11 protein-coding genes are annotated in these 26,058 nt (G+C 46.0%); all 11 read left to right on the forward strand.

Annotated features, from left to right (window positions below; genetic code table 11):
• Positions 1-13: 13 nt before the first annotated feature.
• Positions 14-1,696: a tryptophan 7-halogenase gene (locus H3V14_RS03450; protein WP_198226635.1), complete on the forward strand. Its 1,683-nt coding sequence runs from the start codon at positions 14-16 to the stop codon at positions 1,694-1,696.
• Complete coding sequence (locus tag H3V14_RS03455; RefSeq protein WP_369522671.1) at positions 1,680-3,245, forward strand: TolC family protein; 1,566 nt, start codon at positions 1,680-1,682, stop codon at positions 3,243-3,245. Before H3V14_RS03450 ends, H3V14_RS03455 begins: the two co-directional genes overlap by 17 nt.
• Before the next feature lie 10 nt (positions 3,246-3,255).
• Positions 3,256-5,676, forward strand: coding sequence for a type I secretion system permease/ATPase (locus tag H3V14_RS03460; RefSeq protein ID WP_198226639.1), 2,421 nt, complete (start codon positions 3,256-3,258; stop codon positions 5,674-5,676).
• A 2-nt stretch (positions 5,677-5,678) separates the two neighbouring features.
• On the forward strand, positions 5,679-6,848 hold the full coding sequence (locus H3V14_RS03465) for an HlyD family efflux transporter periplasmic adaptor subunit (RefSeq protein WP_075869089.1): 1,170 nt from the start codon (positions 5,679-5,681) through the stop codon (positions 6,846-6,848).
• A gap of 278 nt (positions 6,849-7,126) precedes the next feature.
• A complete protein-coding gene (locus H3V14_RS03470) occupies positions 7,127-10,336 on the forward strand; it encodes a hypothetical protein (RefSeq protein ID WP_198226641.1) in 3,210 nt (1,069 codons plus the stop codon).
• A gap of 1,031 nt (positions 10,337-11,367) precedes the next feature.
• Complete coding sequence (locus H3V14_RS03475) at positions 11,368-12,885, forward strand: hypothetical protein (RefSeq protein WP_075916368.1); 1,518 nt, start codon at positions 11,368-11,370, stop codon at positions 12,883-12,885.
• Between the two features lie 3 nt (positions 12,886-12,888).
• Positions 12,889-14,361 carry a TolC family protein gene (locus H3V14_RS03480; RefSeq protein ID WP_198211826.1) on the forward strand — a complete coding sequence of 491 codons (1,473 nt, stop codon included), beginning with the start codon at positions 12,889-12,891 and terminating at the stop codon, positions 14,359-14,361.
• A gap of 2 nt (positions 14,362-14,363) precedes the next feature.
• Complete coding sequence (locus tag H3V14_RS03485; RefSeq protein WP_198226643.1) at positions 14,364-15,035, forward strand: hypothetical protein; 672 nt, start codon at positions 14,364-14,366, stop codon at positions 15,033-15,035.
• Entirely contained in the window at positions 15,010-16,299 is a 1,290-nt protein-coding gene (locus tag H3V14_RS03490; RefSeq protein ID WP_198226645.1) for an HlyD family type I secretion periplasmic adaptor subunit, read from the forward strand. Before H3V14_RS03485 ends, H3V14_RS03490 begins: the two co-directional genes overlap by 26 nt.
• Positions 16,300-16,414: 115 nt before the next feature.
• Positions 16,415-23,497 carry a hypothetical protein gene (locus tag H3V14_RS03495; protein WP_198226647.1) on the forward strand — a complete coding sequence of 2,361 codons (7,083 nt, stop codon included), beginning with the start codon at positions 16,415-16,417 and terminating at the stop codon, positions 23,495-23,497.
• 63 nt (positions 23,498-23,560) lie between these two features.
• Positions 23,561-25,831, forward strand: coding sequence for an ATP-binding cassette domain-containing protein (locus H3V14_RS03500; RefSeq protein ID WP_198226649.1), 2,271 nt, complete (start codon positions 23,561-23,563; stop codon positions 25,829-25,831).
• Positions 25,832-26,058 lie beyond the last annotated feature (227 nt).

Consider the following 26,058-nt stretch of genomic DNA (forward strand, 5'->3'; position numbering starts at 1 on the left):
GTGGAGATAAAAATTGCTGGATCTCGGGCAAGCAAAGAAAATAGCGGTTATCGGTGGGGGATTGACCGGCTGGTTTGCGGCATTGATGTTGCGTCGGGTGTTCAGCCCGAAAGTGGACATTGTGGTTTTCGAGGACCCGAAGCGCCCACATTATTCCGGCGGGGAAGGCGGCCTTGCCAATTTCGTCGTCAATCTACAACGCGCTTCTATCGATATTGACGAGTTTGTGCATAATACTGACGCCACATTCAAAATGGGAAACGTCTATCGCGGCTGGCGCAATGGCGGGCAGAACGATATCTATTACCAGCTTTTCCCTTCCCCCGACGACCATGTTGAAGAAATCGATTTTTCCTATCGTGGCGTTTGGCCTTATCTTGCCACACGTATTGCTACAAAAACGCCGCTTCATACGCTGTTTCCCGGTTTTTCACTGATTGAAGCAGGATCATCGCAAGTCGAGGCCAATGCAGTTTTCAAGTTGCGGCGAAGCGGTATTCAACCGACATTCCATTTTTCTGTCGGCAAACTCGTAACATTGTTAAAAAATGCCGGTGTGTCACGGCAGATTTCTTTCCGCAATCAGAGGGTGGCCGATCTTGTCATCGCTTCAAACGGCGATGTTACGTCGTTGAAGCTTGATAGTGGCGAGGAAGTTCCAGTAGATTTCGTCATTGATGCTTCCGGTTTCGAGCGTATCAGCGCCGGCAAAAAATATAAATCCGAATGGCGGTCTTTTTCCGGAAGTTTGCTTGAAAACAGCATTTTGTCATTTTCAGTGCCGAATGGACGAAAAAATCCATCCTTTGTGAGTGAGGCAGCCGCACTTGGCGCAGGCTATTTATGGCAGGTTCCGCTTGCTGGTCACGTTTCGGCACAATATGTTTTTTCAAGCCAATATATCACCGCAACGCGTGTTAGAGACGAGCTGCAATCCTATCTCGGTTCAGCAATTTCGCCGACCGCCATCACGACTTTTAACCCTGGAAATTTTAAAAAAATCTGGGCAAACAATGTTGTTGCATTGGGGGTTGCTTCGGGTTTTATAAGCCCGCTCGAGACGCCATCGCTCGGGTTTATGTTGCAACAACTTGGCGAACTGGAACGGACTTTTCTTGCTTGTCGCGGGATTATCGGCGAACAGACGATTGAGGCGTTCAATCAGGCAAATGATAAAAGTTTCAGAGAGATAGCGGATTTTTTACGGCTGCATTACGATGGCGGCCGGAGTGACTATACGTTCTGGCGCGATGCCGGACTGGCTAAACGATCGGCAAGTCTGGAAGCCATGGAAGCCTGTTTTCATAAGCGGTTGCCGCGCATTATCGATATTGACGGCTATAACACAGGCTGGCCGCCGCTTTATCACTTGATGAACTGGATATTTGTCGCTGCTCCTCTAGCTATTGTGAGTGTCGAGGGTGCAATGAGCGAACTTAATAATATGCCACCGCAAATACGCCAGAGAATGGAACAATATGCTCGAGAATTGATGCGGATGCGTACGCCGGTTACGCAATCACAACAAAGACAAGGACTAAAAAGAGAAGGGGCGAGCGGGCAAGGTTTTTCACTTGACCAGAATTCGTCGTCCCGCGGTGCATCCTATGGCACAGGGAAAAACAACGGGCAGGTTTCGGACAAACCGGATAGTTTTCAGGAGGAGGAAGGAAGCTTACGTGCCACACACCGTTAACTCGAGCCTTTTGATAAAAATTCTGGTGCTTGGCGCGAGCCTTTTTGCATTCGGTTTCGGTGTTACCGGTTGTAACAAGACTGCATCGCAAAGCCCGCGGGTGGTGCGCCATCATCCTGCAAAGCCGCTTATTAAAAATGGTGAACCGTTGTCGCCGAAAACTGCACTATCAACTGCCAACGGGCACAATAACGGCAGCGCAAAAGTTAATACCGGTGACGTTCAAAATCAACAAGCGGCAACTGGCGAAGCTGTTACAACTTCCGGAAATGCCGACAATGCAGCAATCGCAAAATTACAAAGCGCAAGCGGTAAAGATGGACCTATCAAAACGATCGGTTTGACTGGCATCGGTATTAATGATGCAGTCGGGGTTGCGCTTGCACGCCACCCCGATATCGGGCGCGCCAATGCGGTTGTAGCCCAAGGCAAGGCACAAATAGCTATCGAAAAATCGGCTTGGTATCCGACGCTTCAATATAGTGTTAATCCCGGTTATAACCGTTATTACAGCTCTTCCAACAACAAAAATGACCCCGGAAATGTGCGCGGCACAGTGGGCGCGTCGCAACTTATTTACGACTTTGGCCGCACCTCAAGCCGCATCGGTGCGGCACAGGCTACCAACGAAAAACAGGTGCATCAGCTTGCCGGCACGATGGAAGATGTTGCCCAGAATATGGCCAATACTTTTATCGAGCTTTCGGCTGCCCAGGATCTCATCAGTGCTGCAGAGCGTGAAACCGGTTTGTTGCGTGATACACATGATAAAATTTCCCAGCGCGTCAAAGCCGGTCTTTCCGACGCTTCCGATCTCAATCAGGCAGAAGTGGCAATGGAGCGGGCAAAATCCGATCTATTGCAGGCGACAACACGTTTTGATGTGGCAGCAGGAAAGTTTGCCCAGATTAGCGGCTTTCGTCCGACGAAAGTGGCAACACTTGCAGAGACGACCCGTTTCATGGATAGTTTGAGCAAAGGCAAGGATGATATTGACAAAACACCGGCAGTTCTTGCCGCAGAAGCTGAAGTGAGAGCTTCCCAACAAAGAGTGCGGCTTGCAAAAGCCGATCGTTTTCCCTCTGTCAGTCTTGGTGTCAGTCAATCGGGGGCAACAGGCCAGCGCAACGCAACCAATGACAGCACATTTGTCGGTTTGCAATTGAGTGGACAATTTTCAACGGGAAAACGCGAAAAATATCAGATCGAGGCAGCCGAAGCAGAATTGCGTGCGGCAAGGCAGGCGCGCGACAATGAACAGCTTGTCTCGCGCACTACCAAAGGGTCGGCCGAAACGGAAGAAAGAGGCGCGAGTGCCCGTATGGATAACGCCAAACAATTGATGAATTTGTCGTTATCTTCGCGTGACCTATATTGGCAACAATATACGTTGAACAAACGCCCGCTCACTGACGTCATTAACGCCGAGAGGGATACATTTTCGGCTGAAAGCGACCAGATCACAGCCATTTCTGATCGGCTCTATGCAAAAATCAAAGCCTATTACGCGGTGGGGCAGTTGGTCACCCGTTTGCGCGAGCGCAGTTGAAAGTTCCAAAATGTCCGGTTCGCAAACTATTTCCAATTGGTTATCTTTTCCGCTGAGGAAAAAAACAAACAAGACAAACGTCGAGCCGCCGCTTCAAAACCGGCGCACCGAGGATGCTTCGACGTTTCAAAAAAATGCACGCGAAGAAGAAAAAAAACCGTTGAAGCAATCCGCTACAAGGCCTGAAAATAACGCCTCTCGCAAGCCTGAAAACCAATCCCCCCGCAAGCCGGAAAAAGGTCGTGACTCGTCTCACAAATCTTCCGGCCGTTTTGAACAGGCTGATGCCTCTTCATTGATTTCCAAATGGGTGGATATTTTGTTATTGGCTGCCCGCCAGCTTGATATTCCGATATCCGACGAACTGGTAAGAAATGCTGCCAAATGGAGTGGAAAGAAGGCAACCGAACAATCGATTATCGATGTTGCGCTGGCATCCGGACTTGCGGCAACGTTTGTCGAAGTGAGTGCCAGCGAAATATCGTCAGTAATGTTACCCGCCGTTATACAGGTTGATAGCGCGCTAGGGCTTTTGACCGGTCGTGACAGAAACACAGCCATTGTGCATTTTGTGGCTGATAAAACCGCTTTTGAAAAGCGGATTCCATTTGCCGATATTGTCAAAACCGAAAAAATCAAACTTCTTCTTCTCGAGCGTCATCTTGCGGTTCACGATGACCGGCTTGACGAATATCTGCAAAAAAAACCGAAATCATGGTTCAAAGGGCTTTTTGTTACCAATTGGCCGATATTTCTGCAATTGGGATTGGGATCGCTTGTGGGCAATATGCTGGCCATCGGCACATCGCTTTTTGCCATGCAAGTGTGGGATCGTGTCGTCCCGGGGCGCTCGACAAATACGTTATGGGTTCTCGCTTCCGGCGTTGCGCTTGCCCTTCTTCTCGAATTTGTTTTGAAAACCACACGCGTGGCAGTCACCGATCATTTTGGCAAACAGGCCGACCTCAAATTGTCAGCCATGTTTTTTGCCCGCGTCTTGAATATCCGCAATGATGCGAGGCCAAGGTCACCAGGAACATTGATTTCGCAATTGCGTGATCTTGACCAGATGCGTGAATTGTTGACCTCAAGCACCCTCGGTGTTTTGATCGACTTGCCGTTTGTCGTTTCTTTCCTTTTTATCATCTGGATCATTGGCGGGCCGGTTGTTCTGGTTCCAATTGCTGCCATTCCGTTTATTGTCCTTCCCGGTGTTATTGCGCAATATCCCTTGGCCAAGCTTTCCAACGAGGGGCTTGAAGAGTCAGCCATGCGCAATGCCATTTTGATGGAGTCGATATATCGGGCAGAAGATATCAAATTGTTGCAGGCCGAACCCCGGTTTCGCCGTATGTGGGATGAAGTCAACAAGGTCAGCAGCAAGATCAGTTTGAAGCAGCGTGAAATTGCTTCAATGCTCATGAATTTTTCTCAAACGATGCAGCAGATCGCCTATGTCGGCGTGGTGATTGCCGGCGTTTACGGTATTCTTGATGCCAAGCTTTCTTTCGGTGCTGTTCTTGCCTGCTCGATTCTTACAAGCCGCACCATTGCCCCGCTTGCACAAATTCCGGCTATTTTAAGCAAATTACAAAATGCAAGGGTGGGGAAAAGAGGGCTTGACGGACTGCTGACTTTGCCTGTCGATCATGATACCGACAAGGATTATTACCATAAGCCGGTTTTAAAAGGTCAGTACCAGATGCAGGACCTTGTTTATCTTTATGGTCCGCAGGAAAAACCGGCTTTGATTGTTCCAAGACTTAATGTCCGTGCCGGTGAAAAAATTGCGATTCTCGGCCGTGTCGGCGCCGGTAAATCGACCTTGCTTCGTCTGTTTGCCGGTCTTTCTGCACCGGTTCAGGGCAGGGTGTTTCTGGATGATACGCCGATCAGCATGATCGATATTGCAGATATCCGTCGCGATATCGGTGCAATGTTTCAGGAATCAAGTTTGTTTTACGGCACATTGCGTGACAATCTTCTGGCCGCCAATCCTTTGGCAACCGACGAACAACTTCTCGAAGCAATGCGGTTATCCTCGGCCGATCAACTTCTTCTCAACCAGCCACACGGGCTTGACCTGAAACTGCGTGAAAGCGGTGTCGGCCTTTCGGGCGGGCAAAAACAAACATTGATGTTGGCACGCCTTTTCTTGCGTTCCCCCCATATTGTGCTTCTTGATGAGCCGACGGCATCGCTTGATGAAGCAACAGAGATGGCAGTGCTTGATAGGATGCAATCATGGCTTGGCAACAGGACATTTATTGTCGCCACCCATCGTTATCCGGTTTTGCGGCTCGTTGACCGTATCATTGTTGTTGATAACGGACGGATTGTCCGCGACGGACCGAAAGACGAGATTTTAGGTATCCATCCGATAAACACCGTAACACCCGAAGGCTCGTCGCGGCCAAAACAGGGGGCATGACGATGAATGTCGATTCACTTGTGAAAATTCACGGCATCAACCAGCGTGCCCATGTCATTTTATGGATCATCATTGCAATGATCCTGATATTCATTGTCTGGTCCTATTTTGCAGTGCTGAACGAAGTGGCAATAGGCGAAGGCAAAGTGATGCCGGCTTCAAAAGGCCAGATTATCCAGAACCTCGAAGGTGGAATTCTTGCCGAACTGATGGTGAGAGAAGGCGACGAAGTCAAAGAGGGGCAAATTCTTGCTTCTCTTGATCCGGCAAAAGCCAAGTCCAATGTTGATGAAACGCTTGCCAAAATTGTTGCGCTTAAAGCGCGTGCCGCACGCCTTAGCGCTGAAATGAACAATCAGGAAAAAATCAATTATCCGCAAGACATACGCGACCAGAAGGAAGTGATTGATCGCGAGACCGAGCTTTTTTACACCAACAGACAGGCTTTCAAGGAAAATGTCCTCAACCTCACAGAACAAGTAAAACTTGCAGAAAATCAGGTTGAAATTGCCAAACCGCTTCTTAAAACCGGTGCGGCAAGCGAAGTCGAGGTTTTAAAACTTCAACAAAATGCTGCCGAACTTTCCGCGCGCCTTGCTGCTACAAAAAACGAATATTACGTCGCATTGCGTGGTGATTTTACCAAAACCATGGCTGATCTCGAACCATTGTTAAAAGCTCGGGAAGGGTTGGCCGACCAATTAACCCGCACGGTTATTCGTGCCCCCACAAGAGGCATTGTCAAAGATATCCGTGTGACCACTATTGGTGGCGTTGTTGCACCGGGTGGCACGCTCATGGAAATTGTGCCGCTTGGTGACCAGCTTCTTATCGAAGCCAAATTAAATCCGCGTGACATTGCTTTTATCCATAAGGATCAAAAGGCGAATGTGAAAATCACCGCTTATGATTCAGCAATTTATGGTTCGTTGCCCGGGCATGTGCAAATGGTTTCACCGGATTCCATCGAGGACGATGTCGACAAGCGTGTCTATTATTATCGCGCCTATATTTTGACCGACCACAGCTATCTTGAAACCAAAGACGGCAAAAAACACCAGATTATTCCGGGAATGGTAGCAACTGCCGAAATCAGCACCGGTGAAAAAACCGTACTTGATTATCTTATCAAACCGCTCAATCGGGCGAAGGAGGCGCTACGCGAACGTTAGGAAAACGGGATAATTTCAGGGTGATAGACCAAACCCTTCCTTCACCCGTTTTATCCCGGGCCCGCTCTTCAGGCCCCAACAATAGAAGAGTGGGCCACCTCTCTTTATCAATGTGTATTCGGGAACACTTTTTTTGCAATGTATTTATTTGTTCAAAATAAAGTAAAATATAATTACATCGTGAATTTTATTGATAATATCGCATTTAACAATAAACATTATTTTTATAAGAAACGATACAGGAACGGGATTTGTTTCAGAGGAATTGAGACTATACTATGGTCAATTTTGCCGAACTGCTCAGGAAGTCGATAGAAAGGCAGGCGTTAGAGCCGACATTGCAGGTACGGCAACGTGTTTATGAAGAGGCACGTTCCAAAATCAAATCCAGACTTGCCGAAATGGGTGCTCCGGAATTGGTTCGTCGTTCCTATTTGCTTCAGCTCGAGGGCGCAATCTGTGAAGTCGAGGCTTCTTATGTTATGGCGCCCGAATTTTTCGACCATAAAAACGACAGTGCCAATGCGCGATTTTCTTACAATGCCCGTCTTCCGGATTATCTTGGAGGGGATAGCGATAGTGGCAGCACTGTGAAGAAATTTCACGCTTTTTCGGAAAAACCGGCGCGCTTAATGGAGGATCAAAGCAAAGTTGAACAAAGGCAGACATTTCCGTTTGAAGAAGAAAATAAAGTTTTTGCGCTAGACAACGGGAGGAGGAGACGTTCTCGGGTTCGGTCCGGTGAGCCTTTCGATCTCGACATTGCAGATTTACTTTTTAATGATGATAAAGCTCGTCAACCGGACGGGAACAATCAAATTAATCGCGCCAAGCCTGTTCATTCCGGTTTTGATTTTGATGACGGCTATACCAATCCGTTGATTGAAAGGCGTGGGGAAGCGCTCGACGGGATTTCAAACAATATTGTTCATGAACCTGTCAAAACGGAATTTGTGAATCGAACCGACTTTGTGGATCAAAACGACAGGGAGAAAAAACGGGTCAATGAAATCCGTTCGGAAATCGTGCCACTCGACATATTAAGGCAAGAGCGGAAAAATCGCATTAAACGAATGGCGGCAGAAAGTGTTTTTGTGGGCGACGTAAAAAATCGGACAAGAGCAGAAAACAGTCAATCAATAAAGCCGCAGGCAGTTTTTGTCGGAAGTGGGAGAACAGAATTAGAAGCGACATCAATCAATACCCGTCAATCGGAAGCTTCATGGCCAAAACAGAATAGCTTTGTTCCGGCAAGCACAGATGCCCAACATATGACAGTTGTTCGCGAAAAAGATATGAGCGAAAAAGATAGTGTCGGGAAAAGTATGACAGCCAGAAATTCTGAAAGCCTCAACGAAGTGGCTGGAATCTTCGGTTATGTTGGAGCCGAACGAGGGCTATCCCGTGCCTCGGGTATTGATGATTATCCACTCTATATTGATACACCAGTCTCACCGGTTTCAGCAGGAATCCTTTCCGGCAAGATTGCTTTTGACACAATTGGTGTACAGACAGCCCGCATGGAAAGGCAGCCCTTCGGCACTTTCAACAGAGAGGCTCTCAATAATAAAACCGATAATAAAACCGGTGATCGCGAGCATGATAAAATAGCCGGTTTCAAAACAGAAACAGTCGTTATGGCGTCAACAACGCCCTTTTCCAAAAACGGCCTAAAACGGAGAAGTTTTTCCGGAACCCGGAATGGTCAAACTGGTTCAAACGGCTTTGAAGCGGTTGGGATTCCTGACAAAGTTGGTTCCACCGATATGCTCGTATATGAAGGGAATAAAGTGGGTGTGAACGGCGTTATTTTGGCAGAAAACGCTGTTCATAAAGTGTCTACGGCGCAAGCTTTCGGTTGTGATGAGCGGGGTGAAACACAAAAAGCAGATATAAGCCTCAAATCACAAACGGATTTTCTGTCGCAGAAGACTTTTCCGGCCGGAACACCCACTCCTGTTGATGAGATTTCAGCCGAAGAAAAAACACGAAACAGCAATTTCTCTTTTCCTTCAGGACAGCAAAACGAACAGAGAAAAGGCGAGAGTGTTGCAGAAAAAAACACGAACATTTCCGGTGATAGCGCTACCACCTTTATTGATGAAGAGCGGGAAGTTGTTACGGCTTCCGTTCCGGATATTCCGGAAGAAGGCGGGATTGGGCAAAAAAAAGAATGTCTCAATGGGTTATCGGATAAAGGTTCAGAAAAAGCGGGTGCAGGTGATATCGTAGACACGTTCGAGCAGAAGCGAACCGAATTTTTCAAGCGGCTTGATCATATCGATAACAATCGACTGGAGCAGGATCTTTTTCCGCCAATGTCTTTTTTTGACGGGAAGGATAAGGGGAAAGCAACAAATCGTCCACACCCGCGCGGATATTATCCAAGCCGTCTATTGAAGATGTTAACCGGCCGCTCTGTTGCTGCCGGAGTATTTTTTATTCTTGCGCTGGTTTTTTATGCTTATTTTCACGGTCGTTCGGGACCGTCGGTACCGCTTGGCGGGAAACAGTCGCAAAACATCGTGACAGGAGATGAGAAAGCCCGCAATAATCCTGACCCGGTACAAAAGAACGCTGCGAATATTAAAAAGCCGAATGATAACGCGAAAAACCCGTCGCGGAAAAATGACAATGCAGGGGGAAATCAGAGAAGCAATACGAACAATCCCGCTAAAAAAATTGCAAACGAAAAACTTCCTCAACCACAGAGATCATCCGCTCAACAAGTGAAGCCGGACCAGATGCAGACAAATCTAACGGAAAATTCGCATGATGCATTGTCCCTGACTAATAAAAATCCGGTTGTGAGACTTGCTTCTCTTCCGGCATCGGTGATGCGGCCAGTTGTAGAAGAAACGTCAAGTGAAAATGTTACGGATGACCCGGCCGCGGGTGTCAAAAATAAGTCGGAAAATCCAACGCCCGAAACGCAAAGTGCTCATACGGAAAAAACCGAGCTGGGTCTTTTGCTTATTAATGATAAAAAAGGTAATCAGCTTAAAATGCAATCGACTGTCACCTGGTCGTTAAAGCCACCGCATTCGGCAGAAAATCCGTTGGATGAAACGGCCTTGGTCGCCGATTTTAAAACCGGTGATGGTAAACTCGGTGCGCGCATGAACATCCGCAAAAATTATCGCGACAATCTCGGTGCAACCCATTTGATCGACCTTTCGTTTTCGCAAGCAGACGGCTTCGATAGTGGAGTCGTTGTTGATGTTAAGGGAGTTTATTACGGCGACAAAATCAATGTCTTGAACAAGCAGGCTTCAACAATTGTCGCTGACCTTTATGAAAATAATTTTGTGGCTTCATTGCGCGATGATAAAGATAACAAAGAAAACAACAGAAACTTTTTAACCCGCTCTGCTGTTATCGGTTTCCAGACCGTTTTCACCGATGGAAAAACTGCTTTGTTTATGTTGAACAAAGGCGCAGCTGAAAATCAACTCTTTGATAGGTTTAACGACCCTACGACGCATTAAGCCCTTTTTTGGGCGGGAGACCTTTAAAAAAACGCGGAATTGTAAAGTTCTGTTTTATTAAAGCGTTTAATGCGACAAAATGTCACGAAAATAAGTCGGCTTATATTTTTCGACGAGCAGAGTTTACCGAATTATCAAACGACCATGTTTTATCGATTTTGCCGGCGAATGCAGAAATGACCGGCCATAGCGGAATAGTATGGTCATCGGGATTGGCGCGGAGCGCGCGGAAATACAGTCAATTGAAATTGAAATGGGTGAAATTGAAACGGGCAATCATAAGTTTGATTTACCGATTTTTGAAGAGTCATCGAGGTGCTCATATAAAATCGTTCGGCAGGAAAAAGGATTCAACGTTATCCACAAATTTTTATTTGATTTAAATTTGAATAAAATAATCAAATTGAAGTAGATTTTTTTATCATTCATAGTTTAAAAAAATAATTTACATTAAATATAACGAAAATAAAAATAACAACTTTAAATTTAAATAAATATATTTATTTTAAAAATTTTTGAATTTAAAAATTATAAAATATATAATTTTTTCATTAAAAAATATGACTCATGAAATGAAAATTATAACGTTTTTCTTTTCGTAAATTACGATTATAAAATAGTCTTACGGATATCGAAAACATTTTTTTAAAAAAATGGACTCTCTATCGCAAATGATTAGATGACGAATTGCCAACCAAGGGTTTATTATCTATTTGTTAAACAGTGTTAATCGTCGTGGTAACCGGGATTGTCTCTGGATATTTCGGTTTTCTGATATATTTGTTTGGAATCAATGTGATGCTCTTACACCATGGTGATTTTATAAAATTCGTTAACCGTAAATTAACCATAGCTTGAAAAGATTTGCCAAACCGTTAAAAGACTATACTGATTCTTAGCTGGCAGGTGCGTCGGGGCGGTAAAATTAACTGTCTAGGCCGGTTTCGGGCAAAAGGGGTTGTCGGCAAGTTGCCGCGGTGAAGATAAGGCAGAAGTTGGGCCATGCTTTTTTTTATACATAAGGGGGTCGTATGAGATCTACACGTTCTGTGCTCTATTTGTCATTGCTGTTGACAGTGCTGTCGCTGTTTGCCTTGTTCTACACCCTGGTTTTTCATGGCGATTTTGTAGCGCACAATATTGTTTTCAACTCGATTATTGCCTGTTTTGATGTAATCGTTTTGCTCTATGCTCTCTACGCGAACTTTTTTGTCGGGCGCGGCATTACACAATGGGAACAGTTCAAGCGTCATTTTCCGCGCGACGAAGAGCCGAAGCTTAAAGGTGGCATGCGGTTGCTTCGCGGTCGCCTTCACGATCTTATCAGTTTTAATGAAGATGAAAGAAACTCGGCAGTTGCATTGGTGGCAAAGGCACTCGATTGGCGTGTCGACTTTCTGTTTTATGCAGCCGGTGCGGTTATTTCTATGGGCTTGCTCGGCACCTTCTTCGGTTTGACGTTTACCATGGAAGGTATTCGCGGTTCGATTGACGTTCTTTCGTCTGCCGATGAAATCCAGGCGAAATCCCTTATCAATTCGTTGGCCGCCCCTCTTGGTGGTATGGCAACGGCGTTCTCATCTTCCATGTTCGGTTTGGGCTCGTCCATTTGTACCGGTCTCGTTGCGCACTTTATGGGGCGCGCGACAGAAGGCTGGGTCTATGACATTGAAAAATGGTCTTTCGTTGCAAGTGGTGAAGAAGCATCGAAAGTGGCGGGCGAGACCGGCACGATCGACGCAACGACACGCGCGATTAACCGTCTGGCAGCAGTTTTATCCCGCCATGTCGAGTTTTCGCATGAAGACACCGGCAAATTTCTGGATATCTCTGGCAATTTTGTTCAAGGACAGGCGATACAACAGGAAACGATGGATAAAATGTTGACTGTTATTTCCGAACAATCGGAAAATAATAAACAGTCGATTGAAACTATCCTGAACACAGTTACGGCCAATGGAGAGGCAACGAGGCAAATTGTCGAGATTCTTCAGAATAGTTCGGTTGTATTGGCAGGTCTTGGTGATATTGTAAAATCGAATAGCGCTTATATCGCTCGCAGCATCGAAGCACAGGAAAGCAACAGCCAGACAATCGGTCAGGCTATTGCCGGTTTGAACCAGATGCGCATAGAATTTATGGGTAGCCTTGATACGATTTCGAACAAGCTTAAAGGAATTCAGGACAATACCGGTGCTCTTGAAGCAATCTCGGATGAACTTAAAGGGGTTCATGCCAATACCAGTGCGTTAGAGGCAATTTCCAATGACCTCAAGGGAGTTCAGGCGAATACCGGTGCGTTAGAGGCGATTTCCGGTAATCTTAAAGAACTTCAGGCAAGTGCCGGTTCCATTCAACAATCAACCAATCAATTGCTGGGCTACAGTGTCAATCAGGCGGAAGCATTACAAAACGCAAATCAGGTTATGCAGGTTCAGCAAAAAGCAATTATGGAAGGGATGCGGGATTTGACCGAAGCCCGCGTTTCGATTGTGTCAGCAATACGTGCTGTCCAAAAGGTTAGCGACGTTCCACCCACGAAAGGCTAATTCATGATGAATTGCTCAGAAAATATCAAACGTGTGGTGTCGATCCTATTGGTGAGCTGCAGTATTGTTTCGACAGGATGTGCGTCGAATAGAAACCCTGCTGCTCGTGCAGATGTTGATACGATGACAACTCAGGCTGTTAACGAAAATCATCAGCCTGCGATCAGCAAGGATCCCAGAGTTGCGAATACTAACAATCCGGCAACGGCAAGAGCCAAGGAAGCTCTAAAGCGCGAAAAACAGAGATTGACGCTTGACGAAGCGTTGAAGAAAGCTGCCGATTATTCGTGGACGATTAAAGTTGCAAAGAGCCAGCTTGATATTGCCGAGAGTCGTCTTGATCAGGCAAAAGCCAAATATTATCCCACGGTCGGTGCGGAAATAACGGCTCCGAACCTTCGCTATGACGGTGGCATCACCAGCCGTGACCGTGATTTCGACGATACCGCTTTTGCCGGCCTCGATGTTCGTTATAGTATTTATGATTTTGGCCGTCGCGATGCCGACAAGGAAGCAGCAAGCTATAATTTACGAGCCAGTGGGCATGCCAAACATGCTCAGGATTTGACGGTTATGTATGATACGGCCAACGCCTATATGGCGGTTCAGGCCTATACCGAGCAATTGCAATCGTCTATCGGATATGTTGACAAGATTACAGCATTGAACAAGACAATCGGTGAAAGTGTTTCCGGTGGAATTTCGCCACAGTCGGATGCCGTTCGCGGGCGTCTGGCCTTGAGCAATGCAATCAACCGGCGCAAGGATATCGAACTCAAATTATCACGTGCCCATCAGAAATTGAATGCTCTGGTCGGTATAGACGTTGAAGTTTTGCCTGCCAAGCGCATGGTATTGCCACATATCGGAGACCTTGATAGCGTTGCAGTCAATGCAGCGGATCAGAACCCGGCGGTTCTTGCCAGAGGTGCAGCTCTTGAAGGTAGCCGTAAGAGTGTGGTTGGCGCAAAAGCAAGTCTGAAGCCGCGGCTTGATCTTACGATTGATTATAAGCGTACTTTGGAAAACGTTGATAATCTTTACAATGTGTCGGATACAGATGGCGGTGTCCAGCTCAAATTGACGTTCGACATTTTTGATCTTTCCAAAAAGGCGAAGATTCGTGAAGCCTATGCACAGGTCAATGTCAATGAAGCACAATTGGGTAAAGAGCGTTCAACGGTGAATGATGAAGTCCGCGCACTTCTCGGCGATATCGATATCACATCGCAGCAATGGACAATCAGTGAAGAGGCAAGCAAGGAAGCGGATAAGACCCGTGGCCTTTATCTGGAAGAATTCCGTCTGGGCGACCGTAAATTGTCTGATCTTATTACTGCGGAAACCGAGTATTTTACCTCGCGCACAGATGCGATTGATGCCCGTTATGGTTTCATGCGTGCAGTGTTCAGTATTTATTACCTGGCTGGGAAGCCTCGTGAAGGACTTCAGGCACTTCAGCTGGTGGAGCGTTAATAATGGCAGAAAAACGTGGTGGTGAAAATATCTGGATTGCTTATGCAGATATGCTGACCGTTCTTCTGATGGTTTTTCTTTTGCTGGCTATGTTGTTTCAGGTTATTGTTGCAACATCGAAAATTGCCGGCCCGGAAGATCAGGCAGGAAACCAGAACGCCGAAAGTGAACAGACGTCGAAGAAGGCGCCGACAGTTATCGACGATCAGTCAAAATTTTCGATGGCCAATGAAAACAAGCCGAATAAGAATGGCGGCATTGACGATACAACGGGTAGCAGCGAACAGGTTGCTGCCAATCTGCCACTTGTCATGGTCGATACAGGGGCTTTGAAACCGCGCGATGGTGATTTGCGTCTCAATGTCGAACTGAATAGAACCTATTTGACATCTATCCAGCAAAATGAAGTCCGTGCCTGGGCCTTAAGAAACAAGACTGCCCTTACAACGGAAAAATTGAGGATTTATTCGGTCGGGCGGAGTGTGAATGTTTCAACCGGTGACACCTTGCTGATGCAGGTCAACCGCGCTGTTGCGACAATGGCGGTTCTGCAGAAAGAAGGTGCCATTATTAAAAACATCAGATTTGATAATCTGATTGTGCCGGATAATACCGAAGACTATATCATACTACGTACTGAAGATAGCAATGCAAATAACAGTAAAACGCAGTAAGTGGGGAAAAATCATCGACGGGCTTAAGGCTATTTCGTTGGGAAAATGGCTGCTTGCCCTTTGTGTGCTTGCTGCGTTTTTATGGGCTGCTTTCTGGCCTTTCGATGTTCTGGTTCGCGGACACGGAATTATTCGTGTCGAAGGCCACAATATTGAAATACAACATCCGGAAGGCGGAGTGTTGAAGCAACTGCTCGTAACCAATGGTGAAACTGTCAAAGCCGGGCAGGTTCTGGCAAACGTTGAAAACCTGACAGTTGCCGAAGATAATGAAAGCAATTTTATTGCCCTTCGTGCCTATGAATTGCGCGAACAGCGGTTGCGTGCGGAACTTACCGGCAACGATTTCAATCCGCCGAAGCCCAATAACCCGAAACTTGCCGAAATTTATCAAAACGAAACGGATTTATATAATGCGCGCCGACGCGCATTGGATGAATCGGTCGCAATTGCCAAAACCCAGTACGAGCAAAAAGAAGCCCAACTCGCGTCGAATGCAATAGCAATTGAAAATCTCGGAGCCGAAATGCAGCTTTCGAACGAGCACATCAAGCTGCTCGAACCGTTGGTGGCAAGGGGCGCAGCACCGGAAGCAACGCTCGTCCAGCGGCGCCTTGAATATCAAAAGGTTTTAAGCACACTTGCCGATGCACGTTCAAAGGTTCCCGGAATGACAGCAGCACGTGATGAGGCCAAGCTTAAAATTTCGATGTATAGAACCGAATTCAACGAGGATGCCAATAAACAGCTTGCCGAGGTTCAGGTAAAGCTCGAAACTGCCAAGGCGCAGTGGGAAGCAAGCCGCCAGCGGGCAAAGAATTCGGAAATTGTCTCGCCGGTGGATGGCGTTATCCAACAGGTTGTCATGCCCCACGTCGGGGCGGTGCTTAGAGCCGGTGAAAAAATGTTCGAAATTGCGCCAAGCGAGGTGCCACTGGTTGCGGATGTGAAGGTTAACCCGCAAGACCGCGACCGTTTGTGGGTGGGGCAGGATGTGCGCGTTCGTGTACTGGCGATATCCAACTACAATAGTCCGACACTGAAAGGTAAAGTTTCTGTGATCAGTGCCGACGCTGTCGGGGAAGAAGATAAAGGGGGGCGCTATTATGAAGTTACCGTCACAATGGATGCAGACCAACACAAGAAATTGAAAATATTTCCCGGAATGACTGTGGAGACTTTTGCATTGGCGGGGCAGAGGACATTTCTTCAATATTTGTTCAAACCGTTCCTCGATGGAATGTCGGTGGTCTTCAGCGAATGAGACGGGGCACTGTGTCGCAATTGAGCTTGTTAAAGAAGCAGGCTATAACTATATTTTAGTCGGGTGGAGTTTATACTGATTTCGGGGCTTTGGAGTCTATAGGGGTTATATCGAGATGAAACTACCTTTTCCACAGAAGGACGGAGTATCTGTTCTTGTTGATACGTATTCGGATAACGATGTACCGCTAGCGATTTCCCAGGTTGAAATCATTATTCGCGGAAGTGATGTTGTCATTCGTATGCAGGATGGCTCTGAACTGACGCTGGTTCAGGCTGCGCAAATGTCGTCCATGCACGAAAATTTGTTCAACCTGAGGTTTATGGATGGCACAGTTGTTTCATCGAACGAATTGTTCCAGCGTGCCGATCTCATAGAACCGGGTCCGGAATTAAGTGAAATTCGCGAAAAGAACGCAAAAGTCGATGCCAGTGCCGATCCGCTCGTTGCTGTTGTCCAGAATGCTCCGGTAAGCGAAACAACCGATCTTAATGCCGATGAAGATGTTGTCGGTGGACAAAGTGGCGGAAGAGGCGATGATCGTCTTTCAGTTGCCGACTTTTTAGGAACACCGCCTTCGATACTTGATGACACAGTAAGTTTTGTTCCGTCGACCTCGGCCGGCGGCGGGGCTCCGTTGTCCAATCAGTCTCCTTCGGAACCGATGCCCAATCCTATGTTGCCGCCAACTCCCTCGGAACCGTCCACGCCATCTGAACCGTCCACGCCGGTAAATCCTGATAATGGTGGTGGTAGCCATAACCATAACGAAGGGAATGGCGGAAACAATAATAATAACGATAACAATAATGATCACAATGGTGGTAATAACGATAACAACAATGATCATACCGGTGGTGATGGCGATAACACCGGTAATGCGGGATTGCCTTTTGTCGACAAGGCCAATCTTTATCAGGTAAACAGCACCAGAACGACTGTCCAGAATGAGGATGGAACACAATCGACCGTCTGGCATCTGGGTGGCGGTTCGCCTGCTGCACGTACGAATCCTGATCTTGGTGTCCAATATGGCGAACCTGCTATTCTTGATTTACGTCATGAGGCCGGTCAGGAAAACGGATTTGTTGTCCATGCCGATAATGGTGCTTTCAAATATGGTCAGGTCAATACAGAAAACAATCCGAACAATCTGGATCGTCGTTTGGGACGTATTGTGTCTTTCGACCAGCTGGTCGGCGGGGAATCTGTTGCCGGCAAGCATATCAAGGATGTCAGCCAAATTCCGGATGGTATGACTATTATCTGGAAGGGGAGCCCGCAATACGCTGATTTCGTTGCCAAATACGGTATCGAACTTAAAGATAACGAAATATTCGTCAGTTATAAGGGCAATGTCGATTATAACGGCAATAACGTCAACATTACCTGGGTTGATGACCAGGGCAAGGAAACCAGAGCAAAGTCCGAATTTACCAACCAGTATGTGGGTGATCATCCGGATACTGTTATCAATGGAAACCACGCGATTGTATTGCCGCAAACGCCGAATGCCCGTGAAATCTATGGTGGCAGCGGAAACGACACGATCTATGCTTCCCAGTTCAATAACCATATCAAATATGATGGCGAGGGTGGCACAAACCGCCTGATCTATGGCGATGATTATCCTGTTACCTCACAGCAGGGATCAAATGTATTGCCTGGTCTGACATTCGATATTGCCAATAACAAAGTTACCGATAATGGCAATAATGATGTTGCCGAAATGCACAATTTTACCGAGATTGTCGGTACCAAAGGCGATGACAAGTTTTTGATCGGTGATGCAGCGACCTCTTATTATTTCGACGGGCGCGATGGCAATAACATCTTCAACATGCAGATGACCGATCCGAACAACGGTGCCACTACAGGCTCGAGCGGTAATAACCGGTTATATGCCGGCGCAGGAGAAGATACGTATAATCTCGTTAATTCTTCGGGTAATAACACTATTGTCGATAGTGGTAAAGGAGACTCGAACGATAGCTATAATTTTGAATCCTCAACAGGCGTGAACAAGATTGCAGATTCGGGCGGAAGTGATTTCTACCACTTCAACAAGGCTATCAATCGCGTAGAGATCATTGATTCCGCAGCCGGTAACGATCATTATCAGTTTCATGATATCAAAGACAATCATGTTACGATCAATGATCTTAATGATGGTGACAGTTTAAGCGGCAGCGATGTCTATGATTTTGCTACTTTGGCTTCAGCCGGTAGCACCGCAATAGATCATGTCGAGAATTCCATTGTTACTATTCTTGATGAAAATGGCAGCGATAAATATCAATTTGACCGCACAAAAGGTGGTTCTGTTACGATTGACGACGAAGGTGTGATCAGCGCAAAAGATCAAGCTCAGGATGAGTACCATTTTTCAGGCGCTGACACAAAAATCGATATTACCGATAAGGATGGTGCTGATAAATATTCCTTTGATCATGCAAAGACGAGTGCGGATAACACAATCAAGATCAAGGATTATGGTACCGCCAACGACATTTATAATTTCAATGATGTAACATCGGCTAGCATGGCAGAAGGCGATGCCGCGAATATTTCGATCACGGATAATGGCGGCAAGGACGCATATCACTTTGACAGGGTTCAAAGCAAAGTCCACATTGATGATATTGGCTCGGGCGATAACTACTTTACGTTCCACAACGCCGATAAATCCGATATTACGATTAACAATAAAAACGATGGCATCTATCTTGGTGGCAACGACATTTATGACTTTGCAACGCTAAAGGATAATAATGAATCCGCCACTGATCATATTAAAGATACGACCGTTGCTATCGCCGATGAGCATGGCAATGATCTTTATAACTTCGATCGCACGACCGGTGGATCTGTAACCATCAAGGACACCGGTGTTGGAAGTCCAAGCGACAGAACACTGGCAGCTGACGAATATCATTTTTCGGCTGCCGACACGAAAGTCGATATTACCGATAAGGATGGTGCTGATAAATATGATTTCAGCGATTCTACAACATCAGCTGATAATACAATTAAAATTACCGATAACAGCGATAGCAATTATACGGACGATTATAATTTCAACGGAACCAAAGCAACAGATTTTGCTGCGGATGCAAATATCGTTATTTATGACGCGGGTGGAGCAGACAATTATAAGTTCAATAACATCACCAGTAAGGTGAAGATTGACGATCATGGAGCGGGTAACGACAATTATACGTTCCATGAGGCAATTGACTCGGATATTACCATTCACGATTACTTCGATAATCGTTACACATCGCAATATCTTGACAATGTTTACGATTTTGCTACCCATGGTACGGGTAGTCAGAACCCGACCGATCATATCACCAATACGACTGTCAATATCACCGACGAAAGCGGTCAAGACCAGTATTATTTTGAACGCACGCAAGGTGGCTCGGTCAAAATTGTGGATTCTGCATACACTAACAATAGTTATTCCAATGATAGGGATAGTTACTTCTTCAATGACTCCCATACAAAGGTTTCAATAACCGATGGTGGTGGCTCCGATTACTATTACTTCAACCGTATAACGGTTGATCAGGACAACACTGTTACTATCAACGATCAGGGTGGCAGTAATTCGGGAAATGACAACTATTACTTCAATGATGTGAAAGCGACAGCTGCCGCTGCTTCCGGTGCGGCTCATATTACTATTTCTGATCAGTGGGGTTCGGACAACTATAATTTCAACAATTTTGGCGATGCCAACAGTTCGGTTGTCTCGACAGTAAAAATCGAAGACAGAGGCAACTCTCAAGATACGTACCTGTTCCACAATGCGGTGAACGCGAAAGTCGATATTCATGAATATCAAGGGAATTCCGTAGACGATACTTACGATTTTGCTACCAATAATGATACGGCTACCGACCATATTTCGAATGTCACTGTCAATATTCAGGATGAGGATGGACGGGACAATTATTTGTTCAACCGGACAGACAGTTCAACAATCACGATTATCGACAATTCTACTTGGAATGATAATTATTATTTCAACAATATCAATAATTCTACAGTCACAATTAGTGACGGTGGCAGCACTTCAAATTATAATAACACCCCTGATAATTTCAACTTCAATAACGCCAAGGGCGGTAGTGTGACGATAACGGAAGGTAGCGGAACCACTAGATATTACTTCCAAAAGGTAGAAACAAAAGTCGATATTACCGATCAGACGGGTGATGACAGCTATTCTTTTCAGAATTCGCTAACGAGCGATTCGAATACAATTACAATACGTGACAACTCTGGTTTTAATAGTTATTATTTTAGTGGAACGGATTCGACTAATTTTGCTAGTGGGGACAACTACAATATTAGTATAACGAATGCTGGAGCAGGGCGGAACTCTTATGATTTTACTTCTGCTCACTCGAAAGTCTATATTTATGACGCGGGGCGTTATGACGATTCATATAACTTTACCAAAGTTCACGATTCTATTGTGACAATTGTTGACACCAGTTTTGATAATGGTTCCGGCGACTCTTATCGCTTTGGCGATGGAACGTTTGCTGGCCGTATAACAAACACTGTGGTCAACATCACCGATGGCGGCGAGGCCGACACCTATTCGTTCCAATATTCGGATTCCGGCCAGGCAGATGGTGAGCGGGGTACAGTGACCATTAACGATAAAGGGACCGCTACTAGTTATTCTGTTGATGACAAGTACCTCTTTTCCAATAGCCATTTGAAAACTGTTGATATTACCGAAGCGAGAGGTTCCGATACTTATAACTTTACGAATTCGACAATCGACAAAGTAACCATTAACGATAATGGCGACAATTTAACCAAGGATGAAATATCGCGGACTGATAGTTATGATTTTACCGGTTCGGCAAACAAAGAAACGATCATCAAGGATACAACGGGTCAAAGCAAATACACGTTTACGAATGCCGGATTTGTTAATAAGGACGGTGAAAATGTGACAGCATCGTCGACTGTCAAGATTATTGATGGCGACAGCACGGATGTCTATACATTTGACCACAGCAAAGGCGTGGTCAATATTATTGACGGTGGTGCGAACCTCACGACGACGCAAAGGCGTATCCAGTATGATGATAACGGCCACATCAAATACACACAAACAGAAACCGACGACGGTTCTGTCAATGTTCCGACGACAACAGACAATTTTAGTGCTCAAGCAGCCGATGAATTCAATTTCAGATATTCTTCTGCAAAGGTGAATATACAGGATGGTATTTTTGCTAACGATGGTTCGGGATTAGGCACTGATGATGGTAATTCCGATGGCAACTATTATTTCCAATATTCGACCGGCGATGCAACAATCACCAATAAAGGTGGCATGGATAAATATTACCTCGGAGGTTCTACCGGTAAATTTATTGTCAATGGCGGAACCGGTACGGATATTCTTTATGTCGGTAAGGGGTATCTTGTATATGATGGTGGCACACGAACCGATGGCGGCAAGGAAAATGACTGGATTTCGTTTCAGGATGTTCTGGAAAGCACAGATGCCAACGGTAATCCGGTCACTAATAAAGTAGATCCGAATGGCCGCACTGAAGGTGTTTACATCAATCTTGGTGCAAATGACCTAGGCTATGCTGACTATAGTTCTGTGTTGAGCCATGACGAACATGGTGCAGTACTTGCCGATGGTGGCGATAAAGGTCATGTAACCAATGTTGAAAATGTTATTGGCACCAAGTTCCGTGATCTGATTTACGGCAATGACAAAGACAATTATTTTCTGGCAACCCAGGGTAATGATGAATATTACGGCGGTGAAGGTTCGGATACATATTATGTCGGTGCCCCCGACATTGGAGGACGTATTGATGGATTGTTCCTGAGACCGGATGGGACGCTTGACGATGCGGCAGCAGATTATGCACAGATGGCGGCATGGGCAGATCCGTCAAATCTTATTGTTACCAGAGATAAAGTTATTATTGATCTCGACCACGGATATGCGAAAACTTTGTGGAAAGATGAAAATAACGTCCAGTCTCAGGATACATTGCATGACTTTGAAAATGCCTATGGCGCTTTATTCTTTAGAAACGACATCACCGGCAGATGGGGGACAGACGGCAGGTTTGTGGGCGGTTATAAAGGGGATACTTTTTATTCTGTTCAAAATTCGAGCAAGGACGGCATTAGTTATTTTGATGGTAATGATACTCGTACCGTACGAGGGCCGAAGGGCGGAACTTTACTGACAAGCGATATCTTGCGTTATGACTATGTAAACGATCATGGTGAGTATATCCACGGTGTCTATGTAAAAATGGATACAGATGCGTCCTATTCGGGAACAACGGTAAAGGGCTTTACCGGTTTTGGTGAAGACAATGTTGCCCAGGGCACCCAAGGCAAGGATATCTTCAAAAGTATCGGAACCATTTTTGGTACAAAAGGTGACGATATATTCGAGGGAAGTAACGCTGGTGGCCATTCTTTTGACGGTGTTTCTGGCAATGACAGGTTTATCAGTCATGGCGGGGTGGCGAGCCAATATGCCAACGGTGCTATTCTTGACTATAGCAAGCTTACCAAAAGAGAGTTTCTGGATATCTTAATGAGCGATGACCAACATGGCCTGATTACTCGTGGCGGCGGAAACGAAGCGGATAAAATAAGTAATGTTAATTCCATTATCGGTACGGCCGGTGATGATCTCATCCATTTCACAACCAATAAACAACTTTCTGAATCGGCTTTTATTGGTTTTGACGGTGGTGGCGGTGTCAACTATATGACAAAAAGGCAGGATACTATCGGTAGCATTCATGACCAGATTTATAACATTGGCGGCGGCTTTAAAAATGTTCAAGGTTTCAGCTTTATCGATTCATATAAAGATACATTGAACATCGACCTTGACGCTTTCTTCAAGGATTTCAAAACAGGCACTGCCGATAGTGATGGTCATTATCATGCGAAGTTCTTCTTGAATGGAGATCCCAATAGCGGTGACCCGAATGCCGACATCTTTAACGGGATTGATAAAGACGGCGGTTGGAGCTGGCATAAGACCGCAGATGACGGTCATGGTAACGAAACCTGGAGTGCATTTGAAAATGATGTCAATACGGGCGATACAATCGAAGTTACAAGAGGAAGACAGGGCGATAACCACCTGCAGGATTCTCACCCTTCAATTCCGTAACTGTAACGTTGAATTCAAGGCAGAGTGCCTTTAAAACCTAATGCCCGTTTTGGAAAGAACCGAATGACTCCTTTGATCGACGCTCTGGAAACCGCGTGTAACAAAATACGCGGTTCTCTTCCTTTTCACTGGCAGCGTCTGCGTACTTTGCCGATGTCGGGCGACGAAACTTTGATCAAGCTGGTCGAGCGCCAACTCGGCGTTCACATCGTTCGCGTCAACAAACAATCGGCTTTGCAAATCGGCGGCATTTATATTGTGCTCACCCCTGCCGGTAATTACCGCGCGGTGGAAGTGGCAAATGATGGTACCTTTGTTTTTCTGGACGAAGACAAACAGAAAAGCCACGAAGAGGAAGCTGATAATATCCCTTCTGCTCCTGATGTGGTGACAGTCGAAAGCAAAATCGAGCCTTCTCTTGAACTTAAAAAACAGCCTCATGAAAATGACGTAAAGCCGCAGGCTCTCAAAAAAGCTGTGCATCCGGCCGAGGTTGTGAAACTTGATGCACTCGCCAAAACGGATGACAAGCGTGAGATCACGCAAGCCGGCAACACCGAAACCGCCGGCTCAAAAACTGCTCAAGAAAAAGCTCAAAAATTTACTGATCAATGCATTCCGCAATATCAGGTTTTCAAAGCAAGCCTTCTTGATAATTTCGATTTGCGCCGCCTCATTTCATCGGATCCGGTGGCGGTTTCTATTCTCTGGAAATTGCTTTTCGGCTCGATTTTCATCAACCTGATGATTGTGGTCACACCACTTTATTTGAATGCAATTTATAGCCGTATTTTACCAGCCTATGCATCAGCCTCGCTATGGGCCTTTTCAGTCGGTGTCGCATTGGCGCTGCTTGCCGAATATCTGCTTCGTCGTGACCGACAGAAGCTCAATATTTCGCTCGTCCAGCGCATTCACACAACAATTGAACCCAATATTGTGAGGCGGCTTTTGCGCGTCAATGCCAGCCAGTCGAATGAATGGGGCGCTGCCCAGTTCCGCGCGCTGGATGATTGGAAAATGGTGCGTAATTTCGCGTTTCTGGCATTGAATCTCAATGTTGTGGATGTTCCCTTCATTCTGCTCTTTCTTTTGGTCATTGCCATACTCGGGCAATGGATTGTCGTTGTTCCGATATTCATCATCGGCGTTATTTTTTGCGTCATGTATTACTATTGGCGGCAGGCAGAGTTGCAGTTTAACGAACGGCCACTTCATCGCGACCCTCCGACACCGGTCGATATGATGGTCGCCTCCATTATCGGGCGGCCGGATGTTGTCAGCGATCGCTATATGTCCGACTCCGAGACCGATATTGAAGCCTGGAAAAAGCGTTATCAACGCAGCGCCGCTTTCCAGCGTTTAAATTACGCTATTAATGGCGTTCAGCTCGTGCTCATTGTCATTATGGCCTATTATCTGGTTCTCGCCGGCTCGCTCAATCAGGGCGCTATTTTCGCGGTTATCCTGCTTGCCGGTCGTATGCTTATGCCACTTTTCAGCACGTCAAGTATTGTCTATGAGGCTTATGGAGCGCACCGCTCCTACAAGCGGTTGAAAAAACTCATTACCGAAAGTTCCGACAATCAGGATCAACCGATCCATCTTGAAAAATACGAAAATCTCAAATCGCCATTATGGATGATTGAACATGGAACTTTTGCCTATAACAATGAAAAGGTTATTCTCGATGATCTTGATCTTGTTATACCGAAGGGACAGAAAGTCGCACTGTTCGGGCGCAACGGGAGCGGCAAAAGCACTTTGTTAAAATTGCTGGCCGGATATCTTTCACTTGAAAAAGGCACGCTCTCGTTTTCAAAACGTCCGCTCCATGCCGGTGATGAATCGATCAAACATCTCATTCATTATGCCTGGCAAGAGCATGTGATGTTGACAAGCTCGGTATATGAATTTCTTTGTCTGGAAGGCCGCTTGACGCGCGAAGAATGTGAAAACATTCTTCATCAGCTTGATCTTGTAAGTGGCGAAATGCAAATTGCCGACAAACTGGAAGTGACATGGCGCGATGCCGGTTTTTATCCCAATCCTGCACATCGGCAGATGCTTGCCTCGGCACGCCTTGCGCTAACAAAACGCAAGATTTTGCTTCTCGACGAGCCGACCTCGCAATTGTCGCAAAAACAGGAGTCACGCGTTGCCAATGTGCTTAAAAATATATTGCAACCGGATACCACAATGGTCGTTTCGACAGACCGTTTTGATATTCTGAGTTTAACAGAACGTGTTATCGTTCTCGATCAGGGGCATATCCAGTTTGACGGGTCAACGCGCGAATTTCTGCGCCGTTCTGTTCGCCCGCAAAATGGCTAAGTCAAAACCCGACGAAAATGCCAGACTGGCCGGAACATCTGACTATTCAATGCAGTGTATCTAGCCGGAAATCCGGATTTGTAATCATAGTATTGCAATATAGAAGTTGTGCGAACAAAGTTGGAAATATAGTTCTTTTAGTCTTTTTCAGCTGATTATTGAACGGATATGAATGAAGCCGTCACATAAGTTTTGCCTTGCCCTCCATCTATATTGACTCGCTTGTA

It is taken from the genome of Bartonella sp. W8151, from assembly GCF_016100385.1.
Taxonomy (GTDB): Bacteria; Pseudomonadota; Alphaproteobacteria; order Rhizobiales; family Rhizobiaceae; genus Bartonella; species Bartonella apis.

Excerpts from the sequence above, each read along its gene's own strand:
- H3V14_RS03460 (WP_198226639.1), top strand. The coding sequence starts at position 3,256 with ATGTCCGGTTCGCAAACTATTTCCAATTGGTTATCTTTTCCGCTGAGG.
- H3V14_RS03465 (WP_075869089.1), top strand. The coding sequence starts at position 5,679 with ATGAATGTCGATTCACTTGTGAAAATTCACGGCATCAACCAGCGTGCC.
- H3V14_RS03470 (WP_198226641.1), top strand. The coding sequence starts at position 7,127 with ATGGTCAATTTTGCCGAACTGCTCAGGAAGTCGATAGAAAGGCAGGCG.
- H3V14_RS03475 (WP_075916368.1), top strand. The coding sequence starts at position 11,368 with ATGAGATCTACACGTTCTGTGCTCTATTTGTCATTGCTGTTGACAGTG.
- H3V14_RS03480 (WP_198211826.1), top strand. The coding sequence starts at position 12,889 with ATGATGAATTGCTCAGAAAATATCAAACGTGTGGTGTCGATCCTATTG.
- H3V14_RS03485 (WP_198226643.1), top strand. The coding sequence starts at position 14,364 with ATGGCAGAAAAACGTGGTGGTGAAAATATCTGGATTGCTTATGCAGAT.
- H3V14_RS03490 (WP_198226645.1), top strand. The coding sequence starts at position 15,010 with ATGCAAATAACAGTAAAACGCAGTAAGTGGGGAAAAATCATCGACGGG.
- H3V14_RS03495 (WP_198226647.1), top strand. The coding sequence starts at position 16,415 with ATGAAACTACCTTTTCCACAGAAGGACGGAGTATCTGTTCTTGTTGAT.
- H3V14_RS03500 (WP_198226649.1), top strand. The coding sequence starts at position 23,561 with ATGACTCCTTTGATCGACGCTCTGGAAACCGCGTGTAACAAAATACGC.